We start from the raw sequence: 22,004 nt of genomic DNA on the forward strand, positions 1-22,004 counted from the left end.
GTCGGGTGTTAGTCCGGGGCCGCAGCCCCGGATCAGGAATGTTATACAGGCAACATCACCCCATCGGGGGTCAGTTTTCCTGGTACAGCCAGTTGCGTATGATCGCCAGGGCCTCTTCCGGGTGTTTGTCAACAATTTCGCCAATCTTCTTGACAGACGATGCCTTCACCCGGCCTTCAACCTGCGAGATATTGATCAGCTCTTCATGTTCGTCATGCGTACCGGCACCCGGCACCGGTGCCGGCCCCGCCAGGGCGGGCTGGCCGCCTTCGGCCATCATGCTGCCATCCTCGGACAGAAGCTGGCGCTGCGCCATATCGGCGGCACTGGGCAGGGTTTCAAAGGCACGGGTCAGCAGCGGGCGAACCACCAGCAGGATGACCAGAATGGCGACAATCGCCAGCACCAGCATCTCGGCGATGCGGTAGACTTCGTTTTTATCAAGTCCCAGGAAGGTCTCGACCGGTGCATCGCTGAACATGTCCGAAGTATCGGCAAATTTCATGTTGATCACTTCAACCTGGTCGCCCCGGTTGGGATCATAGCCAATTGCGCTGCGCACCAGGGCGGCAATTTTGTCGAGATCCTGTTGGGAGCGTTCCTGATAGACCTTCTCGCCATTTTCATTGGTGTTATAGGTTCCGTCTACCAGCACCGCAACGGTGACGCGCGAAATTTCGCCAATTTCCTTGACACTCTGGGTCGTGGTTTTGGAAATCTCGTAATTGACCGTTTCTTCTGACCGGGTTTCCTGGCTGTTGCTGCCCGCATTGTTGTTGCCCAGATTGGGGTCGGGCAGGTTATTTTGCAAGGTGACAGGGTCGGTGCCGTCGGTTTCGGTATTGGTCGAGGATTCATCCACGGTCTGGCTGGAACGCACCACCCGTTCGTCGGGGTTAAAGCGTTCGTTATTGGTCGTGATTTTGTCGAAATTCATATCGACCGAAACTTCGGCGCGTACCTGGTCATATCCCAGCGAGCGCGAGAGCAGGTCTTCGATGGTGTTACGCAGGCGCGTTTCGTTGCGCACGCGCATTTCATTGGCGGTCTGGGTCAGGAAGGTGGCAGTTTGTTGTTCGCCATCGCCGCGTGCCAGCAAATGTCCGCGTTCATCAATGATGGAAACCTTGCTGGGAACCAGTTGCGGCACGGCGGCCGCCACCAGATGCTGGATGGCGGCAATCTGTTCGGCATCCAGTTCCTTGCCCTGCAATTGCAGGGCGATCGAGGCACTGGGTTCCTGGGTTTCGCGTGAAAACATCTGGCGTTTGGGCAATACCAGATGGACGCGCGCCTGTTTGACCGCCTGTATCGAGGCGATGGTGCGGGCCAGTTCGCCTTCCAGGGCACGGACATGGTTGATATTCTGCTCGAAACTGGTCGAACCCATGCCGTCCTGTTTGTCAAAAATTTCATAGCCGACCGACCCGCCGGAGGGCAGGCCTGCTTCGGCCATCGAAATGCGCATGCGGTTAACCTGGTCCGCCGGAACAAGGATTTCGGTACCGCCTTTAAGCAACTGATAGTCGATCTGCTGGCTTTCGAGGCGATCAACGATCTGCCCGGCATCGGCAGGCGACAAGTCACGATAGAGCAGTTCCATATTCGGCGCGGAAACACGCAGAATGAGAAACGCAAAAAACACAATCAGCAATAGGCCAACGCCCGACAACGCCATCAGACGTGTCGGCCCCAGGCTCTTGAGAGTCTGTAAAATGCCGCCCATTCAGGCTGCTCCTATCCCGCTCGGTCGCCCCAATTCCCAAACTGGCAAGCTGTCATTGCCTAGCATCCCCTAACACGAATAGGGGGGCAAGTTGAAGAACAGGTTAACAACCGGCAAATTTTGCCCACTTGTGCCCCTCTGCGGGGTTTTTCGGGTGCATGAACCCATATTATACCATTTAGGTATTCACACAGGAAAAAAAAAGCCCGGCCAAAAAGCCGGGCAAGGTCCTAACAGCATAACTGTGGCAGAATGTGCCAGACCGGCGGCGCGGGGGGTCAACCCGCGCCAGCCGCAATTACCGTTTCACCCGGATCAGTTCGTCAAGCATTTCGTCCGTGGTGGTGATGGTTTTGGTGTTGGCCGAATAGGCACGCTGGGTCACGATCATGTTGGTGAATTCTTCGGCCAGATCCACGTTCGAGGCTTCAAGGGCCGATGCCACCACTTTGCCTGCCCCGTTCTGGCCTGGTTCGCGCAACAGATAATCGCCCGATTCACGGGTCTGGCGGTACACGTTGCCGGTATGTTGCTCAAGGGAATCGGGGGATTCAACGGTGGCAATCGCCAGCTTGTAGACCGGGCGTTTCACCCCGTTGGCAAATTCGACCTGCAAGTAACCATCTTCGGTAAAGCCGTAATTCACCATCGTCCCGGCCCGGGCACCGTCCTGGTTAATATAGTGCGTGGTATAGTCGATCAGGTTGCCGTTGGCATCGGTGCCCGCAGCAAACTGGGTGATGCCGTCGGTCTGGCCGATGGTTCCGGCATCCAGGGTAAAGGAACTGGGTTCTGAACCGTTGGTCCAGGTGATGCCGGTGATGGGTTGATCAACGCGCGACAGGCCACCTTCATCGGTAAAGGTTTTAAGCGAACCATCGCCGTTAAAGGTCAGGGTGCCCGATGCGATCAGGCCATTCGGATGCGTTGTTGCGTCGAGCTGACCGGGCTCGGTTGAGCCTGTGAGTTCATAGCCCCATTTGTTCTGACCCAGTTTGACGATTTGCAGGTTCAGCTTGTGGGCTGTACCGAGAGAATCATAAACCGTAATCGGCAGACTGTTATGTGCCGTAATCGCACCCGAGGCCATATTACCTGCACCCGGTGTAAAGGCGGCAGTCGTGGTCAGCGAACCAAAGCCAAGCGCACCGAGATCCCCGTTGGTATCGGTCAGGGTCAGGGTTTCTTCCGGATCGGTCGATGCGATCGACAGGGTATGGTTGGTGCTGGTGGTATCCACCGTGGCGGTAACGCCGGTCAGGGCCGAAATTTTGGCCGCCAGGCTATTAAGGGTTTCACCCGCTGCAATGGTAACGGTCTGGGGGGCACCGGTGCCAACCGCAATCGTGAATGTATCGCCGGCATTGACACCGGGCAGGGTCGTCAGATCGGTTGTGTCGGCAACAATACCAGCCGTGCTCGAGGTTGTCGGCGTGCCGTTCAGTGCGGTTTCATCCGAATTGAAGTTTGCGCCAAATTCGATACGGGTGGTCGAGGCGGCCGCCGTCAGGATGGAGTTGATGTCCAGAACCTGCAAGTCGCCTGCTGCCGAACTGTTCGACGAAGTGACATTGCCGTTACGGTCCAGAAGCTGGCCGTTACGGTCTGTTGCCCAACCCTGGACATAATAACCAGCGGTATTTTTAAGCAGGCCGTTATCATCGGGTTTGAAATCACCCGCGCGGCTAAAGAACATCTCGCTGTCCTCGCCCGGGGTTGCGGTATCACGCACCAGAAAGAACCCGTCGCCCGAAATGGCCGCTGCCGTTGTGGACGACGTTGCCTGCAGCAGGCCCTGCTTGCTGATCAGGGCTGTCGGGTGAAACTGCACGCCGCCTGGTGTATAGCTGGTGCCCGTTGGGGCCTGTGTCACCAGGGTTGAAAAACGCCCCACGGTGCTTTTATAGCCCACCGTATTGAGGTTCGAGATGTTATCCGAAATAACGCCAAGGTTCTGGCTCTGGGCGTTCAGGCCGGATACACCGGAAATCATTGCACCGAAAAGGCTCATTTTTGTCTCCTGCGCTTACAGGCTGTTAGGGTGTTTAACTGATTATTCGATCAGGTATTGTTGTTATCTGAGGTGTCGTCATCGCTGCCGGTCGTGCTGTCGGCAGTATCATCGCCGGTTCCACCGGTTTCGCCGTCTGCTCCGTCAGTACCGCCGGTGCCACCCGTTCCGTCCGTGCCCCCTGTGCCGGGTTCGTCGCCTGTGGCACTCGAGGCGAGTTTGACGTTGGTCAGGGTCGCAAAGGGCACCGAGACATCGCCGATCCGCAGATAAATATCGGTATCACCAATATCGACACTGTCGACCTTGCCGACGACCCCGATCGAGACTTGGGCCGGGTTGCCTTTTTTGTCTTTGAACGGTTCGCCGGACGTCGAGAGGGGTTGGACTTTCAGGGTATAGGCACCTGCTTCGTCTTCTATGGCATCCCCGGAATTGTTCTGTCCCTTCCAGGTGAAGTTTTGAACACCTTCGATGTTTTTTACTTCTTCGGCATAAACCGTTTTGCCATTCTGATCGACCACCGAAATCTTCGCGGCAGGCACTTGTGGTGAAATGCTGTATTTGAAGTTCAAAGGTTCGCCTGGCGTGTACCAGTTGGTATCGCCCACCGCCTCGATCTGGGCACCGACATAGGACAGGGCCGAAAGCTGGCGTTGCTGGCCCTGCATGGTCAGCAGGTTTTCAAGGTTTTTGTTGGTCTGGATCCCCTGTTCCACCTGGGCGAACTGGCTGAGCTGGTCGGTGAACTTGTCGCTGTCCATCGGCGAGGTCGGATCCTGGTTTTTCAACTGTGTGGTCAGCAGGGTCAGAAAGCTGTCAAAGTTTTGCGACAGCGATTGCGCCGCGCGAGACGAGGCCGCATTTGCATTGGTCCCCTGGAGACCGATATTGGTCATGGATGATACGGTCATCTGCTATCTCCGGTGTCTAAATGCGGATATCGACAAGGCCATTGGAATTGATGCCGTACCCCACAGCCACATGCTGTGCCAGTTCGGCCCCGCTTATAATATCGCCGTCATTGGGGCGCGATGACGTGCCGCGCCCGGAATTTCCTGCCTGCTGATGCGGGTTCTGGCCCTGTCCCCCGTCCTGGCGGTGTTCAAAGGTAAAGCTTTGTGAATCCGCGTTCAGCCCGGCATCGCGCAGGGCCTGCTGCAAGCCTTTGACATCCTGGCGCAGCATATCCAGCGTCTGGCGGTTATCGGCCTGAACCACGGTCTGGACGCGCCCGTCATGGGATATTTCCAGTTTTACATCGACCCGGCCCAGATGTTCGGGGCGGAGTTGCACCGAAATACGGTCCACCCCGTCGCCCGCGGCATTTTTAATATGCACAGCGACCTGTTGCTGCACGGTTTGGGCGGTGGCCGCCCCTTTACCGGCCTGTGACGCCGCCTGGGCGGTGGCTGCCGCATTCGTACCATTGGCATTCTGCCCGGTCATGCCTGCAACCGTGCCGTTGGCATTTGCCCCGTCAACCGCCCCGACACCGGCATTGGCCGGGTTTTGGGCCTTGGCTGTTGCCGGTGTTGCGCCCTGCTGCGTTACGGCATTTTGCAGGGCGGCAAGATTTGCCATATTGGTGTTGGTGGCCTGCTGACTGGCATTGGCATTATTGCTGCTATTCGCACTGGCGTTGCTGTTGCCATTCTGGCTGTTGGCACCGGTATTGGCATTTGCATTGGCATCGGTCTTGCCTGCGCCTTGCTGTTTCAAGGCGGCTTCAAATCCGGCTTTGGCATCCGTGCCTGTGGCGTCACCCTCTACCGGTGTGCCGGATTTGGCGGCAGCCTGCATGGTTTTGGCGGCTGTGCCATCCCCTTGCAGGGCATTATTTGCCGAGGCCGATTGTGACAGCGCGGTTGAATTCAGCAGCGCATCCTTCGATGATCCGTCGCCAGCGGGCATATTTGTGCCCGGTGTGCCAACGCCCATTGGCAGGCCAATATTGCTTTGGCTGGCAATAACGGGCTGGGTTGCCGCCGCCAGGGCTTCGCTTACGGTCGGGTCGCCGTTTGCGTCCCGGTCTTCCTGCGCGGTTCCGGTTTTGGCAGTTTTGCTCGTGTCCGCCTGTTGTTCGGCCGTTTCGCCGGTTTGGCTGTTTTCCGGTTTGGACGCGTCGTTTGCAGGTTTGTCGTCGGCGTGTTTGCTGTTCGTGTCTTTTGTCTGTTCTGCCGATTTCGGCTTGTCTGTGTGGTCGACATTCTCTTTGGCCGGGCGGTCGGCTTTTTGTGCCGGTTCGTCCGCCCGGTCATTTTTACGTCCGTCGACGTCGCGGTCATCCCGTGTGTTCTCGTGTATGGGCGCGCGTTCCTCACGGTCGCTGCGCGTTTCGCGCAAGGCGGTTTCCGTGGCGGCAGTATTTGCCGGCTGGGTCCGGGTACGGGCCGCGTTGTCGGACCGTTCCGCCTGGACCTTGTCCATGACATCGGCAAAGGCCACGCTGCTGCTGGCAGTTTGGTTCTGCGCAGGCACCGATAGGGTTGGCGTATGAGTTTTATCGATCGCAGAGCTGTGCATGACACGGTCCCTTTTGTAAGTCTGCAATTGAGAATGCAAACATCGGGCCAGTTTCGCGTTCGATAAAATATGATTTTAAATCAATACCTTAATTCGACATGGAAGCGATCGGGCACTTTTTGCCGGTTGGCATCGATGCCTGTAACCCGAAACAGGGCAAAAAGAGCAGCGAGAAAATACAGCGAGAGAGCAAAGGGAAAGGGCACCGCAGGGGAGGGAAGGGAGAAAACGGAAAAAACGGAACAGAAAATTATACCTGCACCATAAAAAATCCCCCGGTCCTGTGGATCGGGGGATATGAGCGCAAATTCTGCGCGGTTTTCGTGCTGTCAAACCGTTAGCGGTTTCCAGAGCAGATCAGGCCGAAATTGAAATCCCCGACGGACGTGGCGGTTTTTGATCTTCGCTTTCGGATGCCGCCGGTTTATTGCCAGCAGCTTCACCATCGGTTTGAGTTGCTTCGGGTGACAAATCCTGCTGTTCCGGGTTGCCATCCTTGGCGTTTTGCATGGCCTGGCGTAACTCGTCGCCACCGCGTCGTGCAAGAATGGCCCAGGAATCCCGCATCGGCGTCAGCAGGCCAATAACATCCTGTGCGGCCTGCGCGTCGTTATGGCGGTCAACCTTCATCAGATGGACCAGCGAAAACCGGTAAATTTCCTGCAGGTTGCGGGCAATTTCACCGCCCTGATCCAGGTCGAGCGTGCCTTGCAGGTGGGCAATAATCTCCATCGCCCGGCAATTGGCATTGCAACGGGTTTGAATATCGTTTTCTTCAATCGCCTTGATGGCTTCCTGCAATACCGATATTGCCTTGTTATACAGCATGTAAACCATTTGGGCCGGCGATGCCGTGTTGACCTGCTGGTCGCCATAGGCGCGGGCTGCGTTTGTATTCATGCCATATTCCTTGATCGTCTAAACATGGAAATCGAAAAATCGGGGTCGATTTCTTAATTATCTTTCTTGCCAGCCGCCATCAACTCGCTAAGCGAGTTCTGAATGTTTTTAAACTTGGCAAGAGACTGCTCCATATTGATGAATTTGTTCATCATCACTTCACGCTGGTTGGTAATGCGCAGGTCAATGGCATCGATTTTCTTTTCAAAACTTTTGTTTTCTTTTTCAAAGGCTTCGATGCCTTGTTGCAGGGTGCCGTTTTCAGTGTCGAGCATCCCTTTCATTGCAAAGTGCATGCTTGATGCCAGACCAACCGATGTCGTGATGGTGCCTGTTTCGGTTTTACCATCGCCGCCATTATAAAACAGCTTCAAACCGTCGGCTGTCGTCAAAGTGTCACCGTTGATGGTGGCATTTTGCGGGTCGCCGCCATCCTGCGTATAGGTTGCGCTGGTAATATTGCCATCCGCATCCTTGGTGACAGAAAATTCGTACGACGCGGCACTGGTGTTGCCGGTAAAGCTGGTCATGATCAAAGATGGATTGTCCGTGACCGACTTGAAACCAAACAATTCGGAAACTTCATCCGCATTGTTGATCAGCGTGTCGTTCAGCTTGCTCTCGTCGAGAATAAGCGTACCAGCGGTATATTTGCCATTTTCGCTGCTGTCGGCTTGGGCGTCCGCTACTGACTTAAAAGTTATGCCGATTTGTGCAAGTACTGATATGTCAGAATCTTCTGACGTTGTCCGGAACGGTGTTCCACCGGCGATCGCCTGAAGGGTGCTTTCAACCGATTTTGCCGTGGAATCGCCAAGCAGAACCGAGCCTTCTGCAGCCTTATTATTTGCCGGATCCACATAGGTTTTTTCGTTGATGAAGGATTTGACCGCGTTATAGGCATCAACGAAATCAACGATTGCGGTTTTGGCTGTGTTCAGATTTTGTTCAATAGAAACATTGATCGTAGTGCCGGGTTTGGCGTCGAACAGGCTGATCGACAGGCCATCCACCAGATCGTCAATATTGTTTGACGAGCGTGTAATCGATACGCCATCCATCGTGAATTGCGCATCATTGCCCGGATCAATTTCCTGGTCACTATTTATGATCATCGTGCCAGAGCCGTCATCCTTCAGGATGCCCATATTCTGAAGCACATTGCCGCTGTCATCGGACAGGGTCATGCGGTTTGGCGAGCCTTCGTCCGTGGATGTCAGGATAAGGGTGGACTGCCCGTCAGCTACCTTGACGACAGAGGCCTGAACCCCGGACTTGCCGGTTGTCGCGTTAATTTTGTCGCGCACATCGCGCAGCGTATCGGTATCTGTCACTTCAATCTGGACGGATCCCTTGGCCGTCCCGACCGAAAAAGTTCCGGTGCCAATGGCCGTGCCGCCACCATTTGTCGCCGTGCTCAGGGCGTCTGTGGGGTTCGCGGCAAGGGTTTCCGAACCAACCTTGTGTTTGGAGGCAATTTGCGAAATTTCAAATTTGTAATTGCCCGTTGCGGCATTGTTATTTGCGCTAACGGATATCAGATTACCTGCCGTACCATCCGCAGATGACACGAAAGCCTGTTTCGAGGCAAACGTATCTGTGGATTTATCAAAGCTGGCTTTGCCATAAAGTTTGTCAATAGAGGTCTGTAAGGTTTTGACAAGATCCTGCAACTCGCGCAGGGCGGCAACTTTTTCGTCATTTGCGTCAATGCGTTTTTCAAGATTGTCTGCCGGGATACGGCGGGCCTTCATCATCTGGTCAACAACATTGACAAAGTCGATGTTTGAACTCAGCCCTGAAAACTGAATTCGCCCATTGTCGCCGACATAGAGATTATTCATATTGACGCCACTCATGATGCGTCTCCCGGTAACATAATGTTGGGCAAATTTTGCCCGAAAACGATGATGCGCTAATCGTTACGCAAATACCATGCCTGTTCCGTTATGATAACAGATTTCAGGCTTCTTCGTTTACAAAGGTACCGAGGTAATCACGGATTTGGGAAAACAGCTTTTGAAGTTCTTTTGACGGAATTTCCCGAAGAACCTCGCCGTTTGAGCGATCTGTTACCTTGGCAATAACGCGTCCGGTATCGCGGTTGAAATTCAGTTCAACCCGATAATTGTCAATCGAGCGATCCGGAAGGTCAAGGTCGGCAAAGGCCTGTTTTAACTGATCTGTCGCATCAATCGGAGCAATATCCCCAGATGCCTGATATCTTGATACCGGTGCGGGGGCCGGAGCCACCGAATTTGCAGAGGGTTGACTCGAAGAAGAAACACCTAAAGCCGCAGCAGAGCCGGTTGAAGAAGAACCGGAACCATGAAGCGGCGATACAGATTGTGTAATTTCCATGTGAGCCTCCCATGCCGATAAAATCGACAAAGGATAATCCGTAGAAGGAACGGGAGACCAGCCCCCGTTCCGTCACGAATATCCGGATTACTGCAACAGACGCAGCAAGTTCTGCGGCATCTGGTTGGCCTGTGCCAGCATGGCAACGCCAGACTGGACCAGAACCTGTTTCGAGCTGAACTTGGTCATTTCCGACGCAACGTCGAGATCCATCAGGGTCGAACGGGCAGCCTCAGTATTTTCCTGTGTGGTTGACAGGTTCTGAGCGGCGAAGTCAAGGCGGTTCTGATACACACCAATATTCGCGCGTGCACTCTGCAGGTCGTTAATGGCGTTACCAACGATGTCAATCGCAGCCTGTGCGTTCGTCTGGTTGTCCAGGTCGGAGTCCTGCAGGGCGGTACCTGTGCCAGTCGCCCCTTTACCAAGCGTACCGGCATCAACTGCCGACAAGGAGACAGTGAAGCGGTCATTGGTGCTGCTACTTGCACCGATTTGGAAGTCAACGTCAGCAAGTGCTGCAGAACTAGAGGTCGGACGAAGTTCAATCGTACGATCTACGGCAGCAGTAGTATTAGCTGTAGAATCATTGCTCCAGTCGTTGATCTGCGCCGCTGTTGTATCATCTACCGGGTGCACGAAGTTTTCGTTCACCTTCAACTTGATACCGAGTTTGTCGAAGTTCAGTTCTGCCGTCTGCCCTACACCAATTGTTTGTGAGCCGCCAGTTCCAAATTGGGTAACGTCGATCGATTGCGTAATAGCATTGCCGTTACCATCCAAGAGAGCTGTCGTACCGTCATTCGCAAAGGCAGACAATGTTAAAATTTTACTGCCAGCAGCATTTTCTTCCATACTGAAGATAATTTTGTTACCTGCAGCATCCGTGCCTGGAGGAATCGGCGAATTGGACGAGAAAGTGAGGTCCTGAATACCACTGGCAGTGGTAACGTCCGTACCAATAGCCGTCGCTTTAACTTCGGTGCCGCCACCAGAACCCAGCAACTGGACGCCGTTGAAATTGGTGGTAGCGGCAATACGGTTAATTTCTTCGGCCAGATTGCCATATTCATCGTTGAGGAAGCCGCGTTCAGTGTCGGACAGGTTGCCCGAAGATGCCTGCACGGCGAGGCTTTTCATACGAACCAGAACGTTGTCGATGGTTGCCATACCGCCATCGGCGATCTGCAGCATCGAGTTGGCCTGGCCAACGTTAACGGTTGCCGTTTTGAGCGACTGGCTTTCCGCATTCAGGCGGGCACCAATGGCCATCGAGGCAGCGTCGTCACGGGCCGAAACAACACGGGTACCCGAAGACAGCTTGGCGAGCGAACGGGTCGCTGCTTCGTCAGAAGCTGTGAGGTTACGGTGTGCAACGTTGGCAGCATAGTTGGAAATAATGTTCAAAGACATAGTGATATACTCCTACATGGATCACTTGCAATTGGCGATCTTGCCAATCAAACCCGGCATCTTTGCCGGAAGGCTCCGAGATCTTCTTGATCAGGGATTGCCGATTCGATAGTCAAAATATACCCAACTGCGAAGATAGAGTCTACTGTTATTTGAAATCCCGAATTATGCAAAGATAATCATGGGTTTCGGGGTTTTCCCGCCAGAAACGTGCGGTTTGGGCTGGCGAAAAACGGGGTCAACAAAGCGAAAACGAGTCCCGCTTTGCCTCAAAGATCGGGCTCAGATGTCGTGCTGAACAGGATATTTGTCATGCGGCATAATATGCTGCCACGCAATCTGGCGGGTTGTATTGACAATAACCGGTGCCTGGAGATTGACCGACATGGCATATCCCTGATCATTGCCGGTGGGGCGCACCGTGACAATCAGAAGGATCGCCATATCTTCCTCGGGGATCGCCAGGCTTTTGGCGGCTCGTTCAAGATCGGCGGCATCGTAAATCCCGCTTTCCGGGTTATACGGCGCGATGATAAAGGACAGATCGGCATCCGTCAGGCTTTGGTAAAGTTTGAACTGGTCCAGGCTTTTACCCGGAATATTGGCAAGGCCGAAAACATGCTGGTCGGTAAAGCCCAGCAGGCCGACGGGCATGTAAATCGCCTTGTCCCACAGAAATTCGATATCGCCAAACCGTGTTTCAACAAGGATCGATTTGGGTACATTGGCGTCCTGGGTTGGCTGCGTGGTCATTTCCTCTGGTCTTCCCCAACTATGTCGCCCTTGGGCTGAAATCCTAAAACATGTGATGTCATATGGCAGCTTCGTCAAGACCGGCTGTTATTTCCATGTTTTAAATCAAGCCCTAGCGCAAATAATTCACCAGCGAGATGTCTGTGGTCTTGGCGATGGTCATCAGACTGGCCTGCAGGGCGGTTTTATGCTGTTCAACTTCAATGAGTGTTAGGGGAATATCGACATTTTCAATATCGGAAACGGCATTATTGGCAAAAACGGCGAAATCCCGATGTTGCGATTCGATCTCTTCCACGTTTTTTGTATCAATACCGATTTTAGAGCCGACATTGGGCAGGTTTTCAATGGCATATTCGATATGCCCCAAGGCCATCCGCAGCGAATCCTCGTCAGTGGTCGAACCGATGATGCGCAATCCGGCAACCAGGCTGGCAAAGGCCGGATCATCGGCACGGACCCCGTAATTGACGGAATAATCTTCATCCACACGTGCCGAGAGGTGTTTCTGATCGCCCTGATAATAGCCGGTTTCGGCGCTCAGGGCGGGATTGTGTGACAAGCCATCCAGCAGATTGCCGCCCCCGGTTTCGCTAATCGACATCGGGTTGCCTGAGAAATCCTCGATCACCAGGCGATAGTTGTTGGAGCCTGGGTCGGCGCGCACCGATGCAACGGCTGGCGGCGGCGAAAGCTGATTGATCTGGTCTGCAAGGTCTTTAAGGGTATCGGTCGGCGCATATGTTATCGTTTGCCCGTTAATGTCCAGGCTGCCTGCAGTCGTGCCCCCTATCGAACCCAGTGTTGCCGTGTCGGATCCTGCGACCTTGGCAAAATAGGTATCGGGAATGGGCGATTGCGCGAGATTGACCGGGGGCGAATCGGTTGTCGCCCCGCCAAACAGGTATCGGCCATCCAGTGTTGAGTTGAGCAGGGAATTCACCTGCGCCATTGCCTGGCGACCTTCCTCGTCAAGATTGAGGTCATCGGCCTGCGAGTTGCTCAGCCCCTGCAAGAGCAGCGTTTTCATGCGCGTGGCAATTTCGGACATCGAGGAGGTTGCCGATTCCATGTTTTGCAGGCGCAGTTTCACCTGGGTGATATTGTTTATATACTGCCCATTGCGTGTCAGCGAGCCTTCCAGATTCAAAAGCTGCTGCGTATCGCTGGCAATACCGGAATAGGTCCGCGATTTGACACCGCTTGAGGCCTGGTTGCTCAGATCGGCAACTTTTGCCGCATTGCGCTGTGCCAGATTGGTGAGCAGGTTATGGCTGGTGTAGGTAGCAACCCGTGTTACCATTTCAACTCTCCTTTGCGTGCGGTATCTTATACCGCCCTGAGCAAGGCATCAAACAATTCATCGACCGTCGATATCACTTTGGCCGAGGCCGAATAGGCCCGCTGAAAGATGATAAGGTCCGACATTTCCTCGTCAAGGTTGACCCCGGCTTCATTCTGGATCCGGGTATCAAGGTCGGTGGCGACCGAATTCTGGAATTCGTTTTGGTCGGCGGCGGTGGCCGCCTTTGTCGAGGCGGTGCTGATGATGCTTGCGGCATAGTCGATCAGCGAGGTTTTTTCCGGCGACAGGCCGCCTGCCGCATCAAACTGGATGTCGTCACGCGCCAGCGATCCCGCAAGGTTTGCCGCCGATGAATTATCCCCCTCGCGAATGCCATAAGGTATCCCCAGGCCCAGCGTGTCGACAAGGCTTTGCTGCGTTGCCCCGGCGGCAGGCATGGAGGCAAAATTATCGGTAATATACATCGAGTCGCCATCGGCATCCTGTACGCGCAGTTTATAGGTGCCCGCCGCGCCATCAAAATAAACCTCGGCATTGATGTTGTTATCGGTCAGGGTCGAATCGGCATTGATGCGTGCGGCAATCGAGTTCAGCGTATCGGTGCTGCCATTATAGGAAATGGGCACGGTGCCAAATTTGCCCACAATGTTGAGGGTATAATTTGTGCCTGCCGGGGCGGGCGGGGTTGCCGGGGTGCCAAGCCCCGGGATCGCAGCGGCCGGATCGGCAATCACAACACCGCCAGAACCTGTTTTTGATTCGTAAACATCGGCATTGAGCGTTCCGCGCGACAGACGTGCGGGATCGTTGAGAATGTCGTGCGATACCGTCAGGCTGCCGGCCATATTCGGCTGATCTTCGGTCAGGCCGAGTTTGCTCGACAGATTTCCGCTATCCGTGACCTGCATATTGGCGTCATTGGCAAATACCAGGCGGGAGCGATCACCATCGGTGGCGATATAGACCATGTTTTCGGCCTGATCGGCCGTCAGGCCAAGGCTGCCGGTCAGTTGTGCGCGCAGCTTGTTCTGAATGGTGGTCAGGTTGTCGGAATTGCCATAGGTGATGGAAACCGAGGGCGAGAGGATGCTTGATGTTCCTGCGGCAAAGGTCAGCGTGCCCGAAACGCCCAGCGCGCTGGTGGCATCGGACTGAGGTGCTGATGTGATGGTGCGGGAATTTTTTGCCGTGGTGAACAGGTCATTCAGGCCAAAATAATGTGACAGGCCCTGGCTGTCCTCGTCACTGAGTTTTACGGAGCTATCGAGTTCATTGATGGCAACACGGTTGCCATTTTGGCCTTCAACCACCAGGCGGCCATCGGCAATGCGGGCCTGCAAATCACCCGAAACGCCCGATGAATTAATGGCCGAAACCAGATCATTGACCGTGGTCGGGCTGGGCAGGGTGGACAGGTCGATATCTGCATAGCTGACAATGTCGCCCGCCGAATTAAGGGCTGCGACCCGAAAGGTGCCGGTGCCCGAGAAAAGGTCGGTTCCCTCAACCTGGCGCGATCCGGTCAGGTTGGTCGGCGGCGGAAAGGCCGTGCCTTTATTGTGTTCTTCATTGATGGCATCGCGCAACTGGATCGCCAGCTCGTTAATCTGGTCGGCAAGTTGCGGCAGATCCTGGTCGCGCATGTCGATCAGGCCCCGCAGGGTGCCGGTCTTGATTTCGTCGGTAATGTTGACACCGTCAAGCGTAATGCCCGACCCGCTGGAGCCCGGTTCGTAACCGGCGGTGGGGGAGAAATTCAGTGTTACCGGGCTGCGGTCCAGCAGCGGGCGCGACCCGTTGGCCGTAAAGATCACCATCGAGCCATCATCACGGGTATAGGTCGACGTGTTGATGATCTTGGAGAGCGCATTGACCTTCTGGTCACGCTGGTCACGCAATTCGGTGGTGGGCTGGTCAATATTGCCCAGTCGCACAATATCGGTGTTAAGCTTGGCGATCTGGCTTAACAGTTCGTTGGCCTGGTTGACCTCCTGGGTGATCCGGTCATCGGCGTTGCTGCGCAGATTCTGGATCTGGTCGGACAGTTTGCCAAAGGAATCGACAAGCTGCGTTGCGGCGGCCAGCACCTGCACTTTGGGCGAGTTCTGCTCTGGCGAGCTGTTCATCTGTTCAAAGGCGTCCGAAAGGTCGCCGATGCGCTGGCTGATGGCCGAGTTTGACTGTGGCGTGCCAAACAGCACCTGGACGCGCTGAAAAAATTCGTCACGTACTTCGGCATTTCCGGCTTTGCCCAGTTCGCCCCGCAGTTCGGCTTGCAGACCGGCATTTACATTGCGGGTAATGGCGCCAACCGTCACCCCCGCCCCCTGACCATTCAGGGTCAGGGACTCCTGGCCGGCATATTTGCGCGAATAGCCAGGGGTGTTGACGTTGGAGATGTTCGATGACGTGATCGCGATCCGCGATTGCGCGGTGTTCAATCCGGTGATGGCAGAATTAAGGGCCTGTGTCAGTGACATGGTTTTTCCCCCGGGCCTTAAAACGTTTCGTTCAGGCTGATCGACAGGGTGCCGCGGCCTTTCCCGGCCGTATAGCCGCGCCCGGCCGGGCTGTTGACATAACCGCCACGGTTATAGGTCGTGACCTGTTCGTTCGCATGACTTTTGACAGCCTTGACTAGGGTGTCGATCATGCGCTGGTTGGTCAGTTCGGCGGCTTTCAGCGCGCGCATGTTGCGTTTGGCCGCGTTTTGAAACAATGCCTGCAATTCCCGCAATTCGTCTTTTTCCGCCTCGGGCAGGGCTTTCAGCTCGTCCGCCCGGCTGCGCAATTGCTGGGTCAGTTGTTCATACTGCATCGACAGGGCAGATTTTTCCGATACGAACCGGTCATATTCTGCCGTTTCCAGGGTGCGCATGCCTTCTGTTTCGCGCTCGAGCAGCGAAATCAGGTCGTAAGTGACGCTTTTCAGCTCAATAACCATTTCTTCGGTTGTCATGATATCAGGCTCCCTGCGTCTTGAGGATTTCGCGTGTCACAGCATCTGCAATTCCTAGGCCACCGGCGCTGGTCATTTTCTGTGCGTATTGGTCCACCATCATGGAGCGAAACATTGTCTCGCCGTGACCGCCGCCAAAGTTGGGGTCGGTCTGAATGCCGGCAAACATGTGGCCCAGCATCTGCGAGAGAAACATGCTTTCAAATTTTTTACCGGCTTCGCGGGCGGCCTCGACAGTTTTGGTTTTGCCCGCGCCAAGCGCGCTGACTTCCGAGGCGATGGAGGATGCCCTGCCCGATTGGGCACTGATCTGAGCCTGCGCCATCAGGGCGCTTGAACCATCAATCATCATTACATCACCTCGATTTCGGCTTGCAGGGCACCGGATGCCTTGATGGCCTGCAAAATGGTAATCATGTCACGCGGGCCAACGCCCAGGCTGTTGAGGCCACTGACCAGTTCCTGAAGTGTGACACCGGTATCAAGAATGCCCAGCTTCTTGTCGGCCCCTTCATCGACCTGCACATCGGTACGCGGAACTGTGGTGGTGGTGCCGCCTTGAGAGAAGGGCGAGGGTTGCGAGACCTGCGGGGTTTCCGTCACCCGGATTGTCAGATTGCCCTGGGCAATGGCGACGCGGTTAATGCGTACATTCTCGCCCATCACGATGGTGCCGGTGGATTCATCAATCACCACCTTGGCAATCTGGTCGGGTTCAACACGCAACTGTTCAATATCGGTCAAAAGCGCCACGACATTTTTCTGGTAGCGATCCGGCACGCTCAGGCGGACAGTGCCCGGGTCGCTGGGGCGGGCGGCAACCTCGCCCAGATAGGCATTGATCGCGTTGGAAATGCGGCGTGCCGTGGTGAAATCCGGGTTGCGCAGCACGATCGACATATTGTTCATCGCATTCAGGTTAAAATCGATTTCGCGTTCGATAATCGCTCCATTGGCGATGCGCGCGGCGGTCGGTACGCCCTTGACCACGGTTTGTGCGTTGCCCTGGGCGCTAAAGCCGCCAACGGCAACCGGGCCCTGGGCCACGGCATAAACCTCGCCATCCGCACCCACCAGCGGGGTCACCAGAAGGGTGCCGCCCTGAAGGCTTTCGGCGGTACCAATCGCGCTGATATTAACGTCAATCTTGGAGCCCTGCCGGGAAAAGGGCGGCAGGGTGCTTGTCACCATCACCGCGGCAACATTGTCGCTATCAATGTTTTCAAGCTGGTCGCGCACGTTAATGCCCAGGCGTTCGAGCATGGCAACCATGCTCTGGCGGGTGAATTCCGCGTCTTTCAGGTCGTCACCCGTGCCATTCAAACCCACAACCAGACCATACCCCACCAGCATGTTGTCACGCACGCCTTCAAAATCGGCAATGTCCTTGATGCGAGACTGTGCTTGCGCGCCTGAAAGCGGGGCCAGGGCGAAAATGCCCAGTGCCGCGATAATCGCTGCCTGAAATGCACATTTGCCAAGACGCTTGATCATGGTTGGTGTTCCGCTGTGTCTGGGGCGATGAAAATCGCCGGTTAACCGGGGGGCATCCGCAACCGGATGTCCGTGTCAGAAAATAAGCGAAAATCGTGCCAATCGAGCATTTGCCCCGGCTGCGCGATGATGTTTTTGCCTTTTCCCAACAAAAGCAGGTCTTTACCGCTGTGAAATGGCCCGGGAAGGCCGGGCTTGACGCGAACCCGGCATTTTTTTCCGGTTGCTCCGGCGGCCTGTTTGGGGAAGACTCGACAAATTCCCGATTTGACGCCAGATAGGGAATGTCATCAAACATGGGCCCGCACCCCTTGTTGGCATATGGATTGGCGCAGGACGCATAGCAAGGCAGTAAGCATCATGAAGGTAAGCGGATCAAAAGGCACCACATCGGGGGCAACGACACGCAAAACCACCGGTACCGGCGGTTCTGGTGACGGATTTGCAAATGCCATGCGGGCCAGCGGGCAGGGTGCGGAGCGCGCGGCCGGGGCTGGCGGGCTTCATGCCCCGTCCTCTGTAAGTGCGCTTGATGCGTTGCTGGCGTTGCAACAAAGCGGTGATGCGCTGGATTCCCCGCGCAAACGTTCTGTTGCCCGGGCCAAAACCCTGCTTGATCAGCTTGAGCGCGTGCGCAATGCCCTGCTGGGCGGTGGGCTTCCGGCCTCGCAATTGGCGCAACTGGTTGATGTGGTGGGAAAACAGCGCGAGGACGTTGAAGATCCGGCCCTGTCCGAGGTTCTTGACGAGATTGAGCTGCGCGCCCGGGTTGAATTGGCAAAGCTGGATGTTGCCGGTTTGCGTTAGGTGTGGGAAAACGGCTTATGTAACTGACTTTCATTGATTTTTTCTGGTTTTCCCGATTAATTTGGCGAAATTGTTCAATCAGCTTGCACCCATAGGCCGCTACCTCTATATTCCCGCGCGATCGGTGAGTCCTGTATAGAGGGCATACATGACTATCACGTTACCACCTGACTATCGTCCCGCCGAGGACGAAGAGTTTATGAACCCGCGTCAGCGGGAGTATTTCCGTCAGAAGCTGTTGGCCTGGCGGGCAGAACTTTTGCACGAATCTTCAGAAACACTGGCAAATCTTCAGGACGGAGGATTGCAAGAACCCGATCTTACTGACCGCGCTTCTGCGGAGACCGAGCGGGCACTTGAATTGCGGACGCGCGATCGTGCGCGCAAGCTGATTTCCAAGATTGACGCCGCTTTGCGCCGTATTGAAGACGGATCCTATGGTTACTGCGAAGAAACTGACGAACCGATCAGCCTGAAACGTTTGGAAGCCCGTCCGATTGCGACCCTGAGCATTGAAGCCCAGGAACGTCATGAACGGATGGAGCGAACCCGCCGCGACGACTAAGGTCTTGTGGTCAAGAATACGGCAAAAACGGGAACTTAAAACCAATACCGTGGCCGCATAAGACATGTTTCTTGTGGGAGAAACGCATTGACGGGGATACCCCAAAACGGGATCGGCCCAAAATGGGCCGGTCCCTTTTTTATACGTTCCTGATTGCGCCGCATGGTCCGTGCCGACATCGGGATGCCGGTTTTCCCAAAGTTTTTTGCGCCAAAGAAAAACCGGCCGGTACCAGGGTACCGGCCGGTATTCGGGGCGGGCGACAGTGCCCGTGCGGAACCCCGAAGCCTGTTGATGTCTGACAAAGACGGATCAGAACGGCAGAAGAATATCCATGATCTCGCTGCCATATCGGGGTTGCTGGACATCAGAAATCGTGCCGCGCCCGCCATAGGAAATCCGGGCTTCGGCAATTTTGTCATAGGAAACCGTGTTGGTGGACGTAATGTCGGCAGCCCGGATCACCCCGGCCACCTGAACCTCGCGCACTTCCGAATTGACGCGAATTTCCTGACGGCCATGAATGACATAGTTGCCGTTGGGCAAAATCTGCACAATGATCGCGGCGACCTTGAGGTCGATGGTTTCGGTACGGTCCAGTGTGCCGCCGCCTGAATTCGATGTGTTGCTGTTGATGTTGAAAAGGTTGGCCGGGTTCACCGTTTCGGGCAGAACCTTGGTGATCTGGCTTTCCAGCCCCAATAACGAGGGAACCCCCATATCTTCGGTGTTTTTCCGGGTGCGCGCGGTGGTATTGGCCAATTGGGCCTTGTCATCAATCGCGATGCTGACGGTCAGAATATCGCCAACCTGGCTGGCGCGCTGATCCTTGAAAAAGGACCGGGCACCGGTGCGCCATAGTGAATTGGGGTTGTTTTCCGCCACTTGCGGGGCGGGCATGGGCATACTGACCGGGCGATAGCCGGGCGATTGCGTGGGGTTGTTAATACCCGAAAGTTTCGGCGGCTCGCCCACTTCCGAGAGGCGGCGCATGGTATTGCAGCCCGAAAGCAGGGCTGTCGCACAAATAAGGGAAACAGTCACCGCCATTTTTGAAAAGCGGCCAATGCGCCGCGGCGGCGCTGTATGCTGTGATATGAAGTCGGTCATTTTATCCTCCTGGGTTCCGCACCCTGATAACTAGCAACCGGCGTGCCAGTTATGGAAAGGAGGACACGGCAATGCTTGCCGGGCCGGGTCATTTGTCGCGCTGCGCGATAGCGCCTTTATGCGCGCGACACTATTGTTTTACTGGTGTTTTACTGGCTCATGGCCGGGATGGCACGTACATCATTTTCGGCCGTGACTTCCACCTGGATGGTTTTGTTGCTTTGCAAATTTACCACCCGGATGACATCGCCCAGCGACCCGTTTTCAAGTGATTTGCCCCGCGCGGTTAACGACATATTGGGTGTTTCCAGCCGGATCGTGACAATTGCCCCGCGTTTGACCAAAATTGGTGCGGTGAAATCGCGGTTGAGCAGCGGGTCGCCCGGGCCAATGCTGCGACGGACTTCCTTGCCAATCACATCGCTCGGGTCGCGCACCACGCTGGCTTGCAGGCGGTCGGCGCGAAATTCGCGCATTTCCACCTGGTCGGCGCGGATGATGTCGCCACGCCGGACGGCATCAACCAGAACGGGGACTTCCTCGATGTGAAAATAACGTCCATTCATGCGATAGGTGCGTTGGGCGCTGGTGCCGCGCCCGGTGGTCACATCGGCAACAAAGCGCCCGGTGCGACGATTGACATTCAGGCCGGTCACTTCAAGCTGGGCAGGCACATCGACGGGCAGATGAATACGAAATGAATCCCCGCCCAGATCAACCGAGAAATGCCCCGATATGCCGTAATCTTCCAAGGCGGCATGAATGCTGTTGGAAATTTCGTCAATGCCGATGGTCTGGCTGTCGCGGGTGACGATGATCTGGTCTGCCGTGGTGCGCGGGCGCCAACTGACCTTGTATCGCTGGGCAATTCCTGCCAGCCAGCGATAATCCAAAACGGCCTGCTGGCCCGGTTGCGGGGCGTGGGCCACGGCAGTTTTTTCCTGCTCGGGTGTCAGGCCGCTAAAAATATCGCCCAGTGTCACATAGGCCCCCTCGACACGGGCCTGGGGGCGCAAAAAAATATCCGCATCCTGTGCCTGGCCATAACCCGGCAGCAGAAGCGACAAAACCATCATGAGGGCGGCAAGAATGTTTCGTGTCATCATGCCTGCGATGTTATCACCAAAACACCAATGACCGGTAAATCAAATCGCACGATTGCACAAACTACGCCCGTTTTTGGCGGGTGGCATGATGGCATCCTAGAGACTGGAATTACCGGAGATTGCTGACAGCGCCGAGCATTTCGTCGGTGGTTGAAATGGATTTGGAATTCATCTCGTAGGCGCGCTGGGCCTTGATCAGATTGGTGATTTCCTGAACCACATTGACGTTCGAGGATTCCAGATAGCCCTGCAAAAGCTTGCCAAAGCCAACGGAACCCGCCGTGCCCGTGGTGGGCGTACCCGAAGCATCGGTTTCAAGAAACAGGTTATCGCCCAGCGCGTTCATCCCCGCCGGGTTGATGAAGGTGGCAAGCTGGATTTGTCCCAGATTTTGCGGGGCAACCTGGCCGTCAATTTCGGCAAAAACCTCGCCCGACCCGTTAATGGTAATCGATTTGGCATTGTTGGGCACGGTAATACCGGGCTGGATCGCATATCCGTCCTTGGTCACGATCTGTCCATTGCCATCAAGTTTGAACGTACCATCCCGGGTATAGGCGGTTTCGCCGCTGGGCAGATCCACCTGGAAAAATCCCCGGCCCTGCAAGGCAACATCAAGCTCGTTTTCCGTCAGGGTCGCACTGCCCTGGCCCATATAGCGGCCAATGGCAGCGGTTTTAACCCCCATGCCCACCTGTACGCCCACCGGCACAATGGTGCCGGTATCTGATGACGGCGAACCGGCCCGGCGCAAATCCTGATACAGCAGGTCCTGAAACTCGGCGCGCTGGCGTTTATAGCCGGTGGTGGTCATATTGGCGATGTTGTTCGATGTCACATCCACGTTGGTGGATTGTGCCATCATGCCCAGGGCTCCAATATCGAGTGACCGCATTTTTGTCTCCTCATGTCGCGCAAAATGCGCCGTCTTTAAGTCGTATAACCCTGCCTGAGACAGGGCAAATCA

19 protein-coding genes are annotated in these 22,004 nt (G+C 55.4%); 2 read left to right on the forward strand and 17 right to left on the reverse strand.

The window, feature by feature from the left end:
• Positions 1-70 precede the first annotated feature (70 nt).
• The 14 genes from fliF to TH25_RS13730 all read right to left on the reverse strand — a co-directional run bounded on the left by fliF (position 71) and on the right by TH25_RS13730 (position 17,449).
• On the reverse strand, positions 71-1,726 hold the full coding sequence (gene fliF / locus TH25_RS13665) for a flagellar basal-body MS-ring/collar protein FliF (RefSeq protein ID WP_114088984.1): 1,656 nt from the start codon (positions 1,724-1,726) through the stop codon (positions 71-73).
• 298 nt (positions 1,727-2,024) lie between these two features.
• Positions 2,025-3,737: a flagellar hook-basal body complex protein gene (locus TH25_RS13670; protein WP_114088985.1), complete on the reverse strand. Its 1,713-nt coding sequence runs from the start codon at positions 3,735-3,737 to the stop codon at positions 2,025-2,027.
• A gap of 50 nt (positions 3,738-3,787) precedes the next feature.
• Positions 3,788-4,651 carry a flagellar hook assembly protein FlgD gene (locus TH25_RS13675; protein ID WP_114088986.1) on the reverse strand — a complete coding sequence of 288 codons (864 nt, stop codon included), beginning with the start codon at positions 4,649-4,651 and terminating at the stop codon, positions 3,788-3,790.
• A 16-nt stretch (positions 4,652-4,667) separates the two neighbouring features.
• The gene (locus TH25_RS13680) at positions 4,668-6,263 is read right to left on the reverse strand and encodes a flagellar hook-length control protein FliK (RefSeq protein WP_114088987.1); all 1,596 of its coding nucleotides are present in this window, start codon (positions 6,261-6,263) and stop codon (positions 4,668-4,670) included.
• A gap of 357 nt (positions 6,264-6,620) precedes the next feature.
• Complete coding sequence (gene fliS, locus TH25_RS13685; RefSeq protein ID WP_114088988.1) at positions 6,621-7,163, reverse strand: flagellar export chaperone FliS; 543 nt, start codon at positions 7,161-7,163, stop codon at positions 6,621-6,623.
• Positions 7,164-7,216: 53 nt separating this feature from the next.
• Complete coding sequence (gene fliD / locus TH25_RS13690) at positions 7,217-9,022, reverse strand: flagellar filament capping protein FliD (RefSeq protein WP_114088989.1); 1,806 nt, start codon at positions 9,020-9,022, stop codon at positions 7,217-7,219.
• 103 nt (positions 9,023-9,125) lie between these two features.
• Positions 9,126-9,554, reverse strand: coding sequence for a flagellar protein FlaG (locus tag TH25_RS13695; protein ID WP_147253021.1), 429 nt, complete (start codon positions 9,552-9,554; stop codon positions 9,126-9,128).
• Positions 9,555-9,611: 57 nt separating this feature from the next.
• On the reverse strand, positions 9,612-10,937 hold the full coding sequence (locus TH25_RS13700; RefSeq protein ID WP_114088991.1) for a flagellin N-terminal helical domain-containing protein: 1,326 nt from the start codon (positions 10,935-10,937) through the stop codon (positions 9,612-9,614).
• 282 nt (positions 10,938-11,219) lie between these two features.
• Positions 11,220-11,690, reverse strand: coding sequence for a flagellar assembly protein FliW (gene fliW, locus TH25_RS13705; RefSeq protein ID WP_073953562.1), 471 nt, complete (start codon positions 11,688-11,690; stop codon positions 11,220-11,222).
• Between the two features lie 112 nt (positions 11,691-11,802).
• Positions 11,803-12,993: a flagellar hook-associated protein FlgL gene (flgL, locus tag TH25_RS13710; protein ID WP_114088992.1), complete on the reverse strand. Its 1,191-nt coding sequence runs from the start codon at positions 12,991-12,993 to the stop codon at positions 11,803-11,805.
• 26 nt (positions 12,994-13,019) lie between these two features.
• On the reverse strand, positions 13,020-15,476 hold the full coding sequence (gene flgK / locus TH25_RS13715; RefSeq protein ID WP_114088993.1) for a flagellar hook-associated protein FlgK: 2,457 nt from the start codon (positions 15,474-15,476) through the stop codon (positions 13,020-13,022).
• Between the two features lie 17 nt (positions 15,477-15,493).
• A complete protein-coding gene (locus TH25_RS13720; RefSeq protein ID WP_114088994.1) occupies positions 15,494-15,955 on the reverse strand; it encodes a hypothetical protein in 462 nt (153 codons plus the stop codon).
• Between the two features lie 4 nt (positions 15,956-15,959).
• Entirely contained in the window at positions 15,960-16,307 is a 348-nt protein-coding gene (locus TH25_RS13725; protein WP_114088995.1) for a rod-binding protein, read from the reverse strand.
• Positions 16,307-17,449 (reverse strand): flagellar basal body P-ring protein FlgI, encoded by a 1,143-nt coding sequence (locus tag TH25_RS13730; RefSeq protein ID WP_114088996.1) that lies wholly within the window; start codon positions 17,447-17,449, stop codon positions 16,307-16,309. Before TH25_RS13730 ends, TH25_RS13725 begins: the two co-directional genes overlap by 1 nt.
• 360 nt (positions 17,450-17,809) lie before the next feature.
• Here TH25_RS13730 and TH25_RS13740 point away from each other — a divergent pair, with 360 nt between their 5' ends.
• Positions 17,810-18,256, forward strand: coding sequence for a flagellar assembly protein FliX (locus TH25_RS13740; RefSeq protein ID WP_114088998.1), 447 nt, complete (start codon positions 17,810-17,812; stop codon positions 18,254-18,256).
• A 148-nt stretch (positions 18,257-18,404) separates the two neighbouring features.
• Positions 18,405-18,821 carry an RNA polymerase-binding protein DksA gene (gene dksA, locus TH25_RS13745; protein WP_073953569.1) on the forward strand — a complete coding sequence of 139 codons (417 nt, stop codon included), beginning with the start codon at positions 18,405-18,407 and terminating at the stop codon, positions 18,819-18,821.
• A 312-nt stretch (positions 18,822-19,133) separates the two neighbouring features.
• Here the strand turns inward: dksA and flgH are convergent, their stop codons facing one another.
• The 3 genes from flgH to flgG form a co-directional block, all read right to left on the reverse strand.
• Positions 19,134-19,931, reverse strand: coding sequence for a flagellar basal body L-ring protein FlgH (flgH, locus tag TH25_RS13755; protein ID WP_114089000.1), 798 nt, complete (start codon positions 19,929-19,931; stop codon positions 19,134-19,136).
• A 149-nt stretch (positions 19,932-20,080) separates the two neighbouring features.
• Positions 20,081-21,037 (reverse strand): flagellar basal body P-ring formation chaperone FlgA, encoded by a 957-nt coding sequence (gene flgA / locus TH25_RS13760; protein ID WP_114089001.1) that lies wholly within the window; start codon positions 21,035-21,037, stop codon positions 20,081-20,083.
• A 109-nt stretch (positions 21,038-21,146) separates the two neighbouring features.
• Positions 21,147-21,932 (reverse strand): flagellar basal-body rod protein FlgG, encoded by a 786-nt coding sequence (gene flgG, locus TH25_RS13765; protein WP_114089002.1) that lies wholly within the window; start codon positions 21,930-21,932, stop codon positions 21,147-21,149.
• Positions 21,933-22,004: the final 72 nt, after the last annotated feature.

It is taken from the genome of Thalassospira profundimaris (assembly GCF_003326755.1).
Lineage (GTDB): Bacteria > Pseudomonadota > Alphaproteobacteria > Rhodospirillales > Thalassospiraceae > Thalassospira > Thalassospira profundimaris_B.

Excerpts from the sequence above, each read along its gene's own strand:
- TH25_RS13700 (WP_114088991.1), bottom strand. The coding sequence starts at position 10,937 with ATGTCTTTGAACATTATTTCCAACTATGCTGCCAACGTTGCACACCGT.
- flgK (WP_114088993.1), bottom strand. The coding sequence starts at position 15,476 with ATGTCACTGACACAGGCCCTTAATTCTGCCATCACCGGATTGAACACC.
- TH25_RS13730 (WP_114088996.1), bottom strand. The coding sequence starts at position 17,449 with ATGATCAAGCGTCTTGGCAAATGTGCATTTCAGGCAGCGATTATCGCG.
- flgG (WP_114089002.1), bottom strand. The coding sequence starts at position 21,932 with ATGCGGTCACTCGATATTGGAGCCCTGGGCATGATGGCACAATCCACC.
- fliD (WP_114088989.1), bottom strand. The coding sequence starts at position 9,022 with ATGAGTGGCGTCAATATGAATAATCTCTATGTCGGCGACAATGGGCGA.
- TH25_RS13675 (WP_114088986.1), bottom strand. The coding sequence starts at position 4,651 with ATGACCGTATCATCCATGACCAATATCGGTCTCCAGGGGACCAATGCA.
- flgA (WP_114089001.1), bottom strand. The coding sequence starts at position 21,037 with ATGATGACACGAAACATTCTTGCCGCCCTCATGATGGTTTTGTCGCTT.
- TH25_RS13670 (WP_114088985.1), bottom strand. The coding sequence starts at position 3,737 with ATGAGCCTTTTCGGTGCAATGATTTCCGGTGTATCCGGCCTGAACGCC.
- fliW (WP_073953562.1), bottom strand. The coding sequence starts at position 11,690 with ATGACCACGCAGCCAACCCAGGACGCCAATGTACCCAAATCGATCCTT.
- TH25_RS13680 (WP_114088987.1), bottom strand. The coding sequence starts at position 6,263 with ATGCACAGCTCTGCGATCGATAAAACTCATACGCCAACCCTATCGGTG.
- TH25_RS13720 (WP_114088994.1), bottom strand. The coding sequence starts at position 15,955 with ATGACAACCGAAGAAATGGTTATTGAGCTGAAAAGCGTCACTTACGAC.
- fliF (WP_114088984.1), bottom strand. The coding sequence starts at position 1,726 with ATGGGCGGCATTTTACAGACTCTCAAGAGCCTGGGGCCGACACGTCTG.
- flgL (WP_114088992.1), bottom strand. The coding sequence starts at position 12,993 with ATGGTAACACGGGTTGCTACCTACACCAGCCATAACCTGCTCACCAAT.
- fliS (WP_114088988.1), bottom strand. The coding sequence starts at position 7,163 with ATGAATACAAACGCAGCCCGCGCCTATGGCGACCAGCAGGTCAACACG.
- TH25_RS13725 (WP_114088995.1), bottom strand. The coding sequence starts at position 16,307 with ATGATGATTGATGGTTCAAGCGCCCTGATGGCGCAGGCTCAGATCAGT.
- dksA (WP_073953569.1), top strand. The coding sequence starts at position 18,405 with ATGACTATCACGTTACCACCTGACTATCGTCCCGCCGAGGACGAAGAG.
- flgH (WP_114089000.1), bottom strand. The coding sequence starts at position 19,931 with ATGACCGACTTCATATCACAGCATACAGCGCCGCCGCGGCGCATTGGC.
- TH25_RS13740 (WP_114088998.1), top strand. The coding sequence starts at position 17,810 with ATGAAGGTAAGCGGATCAAAAGGCACCACATCGGGGGCAACGACACGC.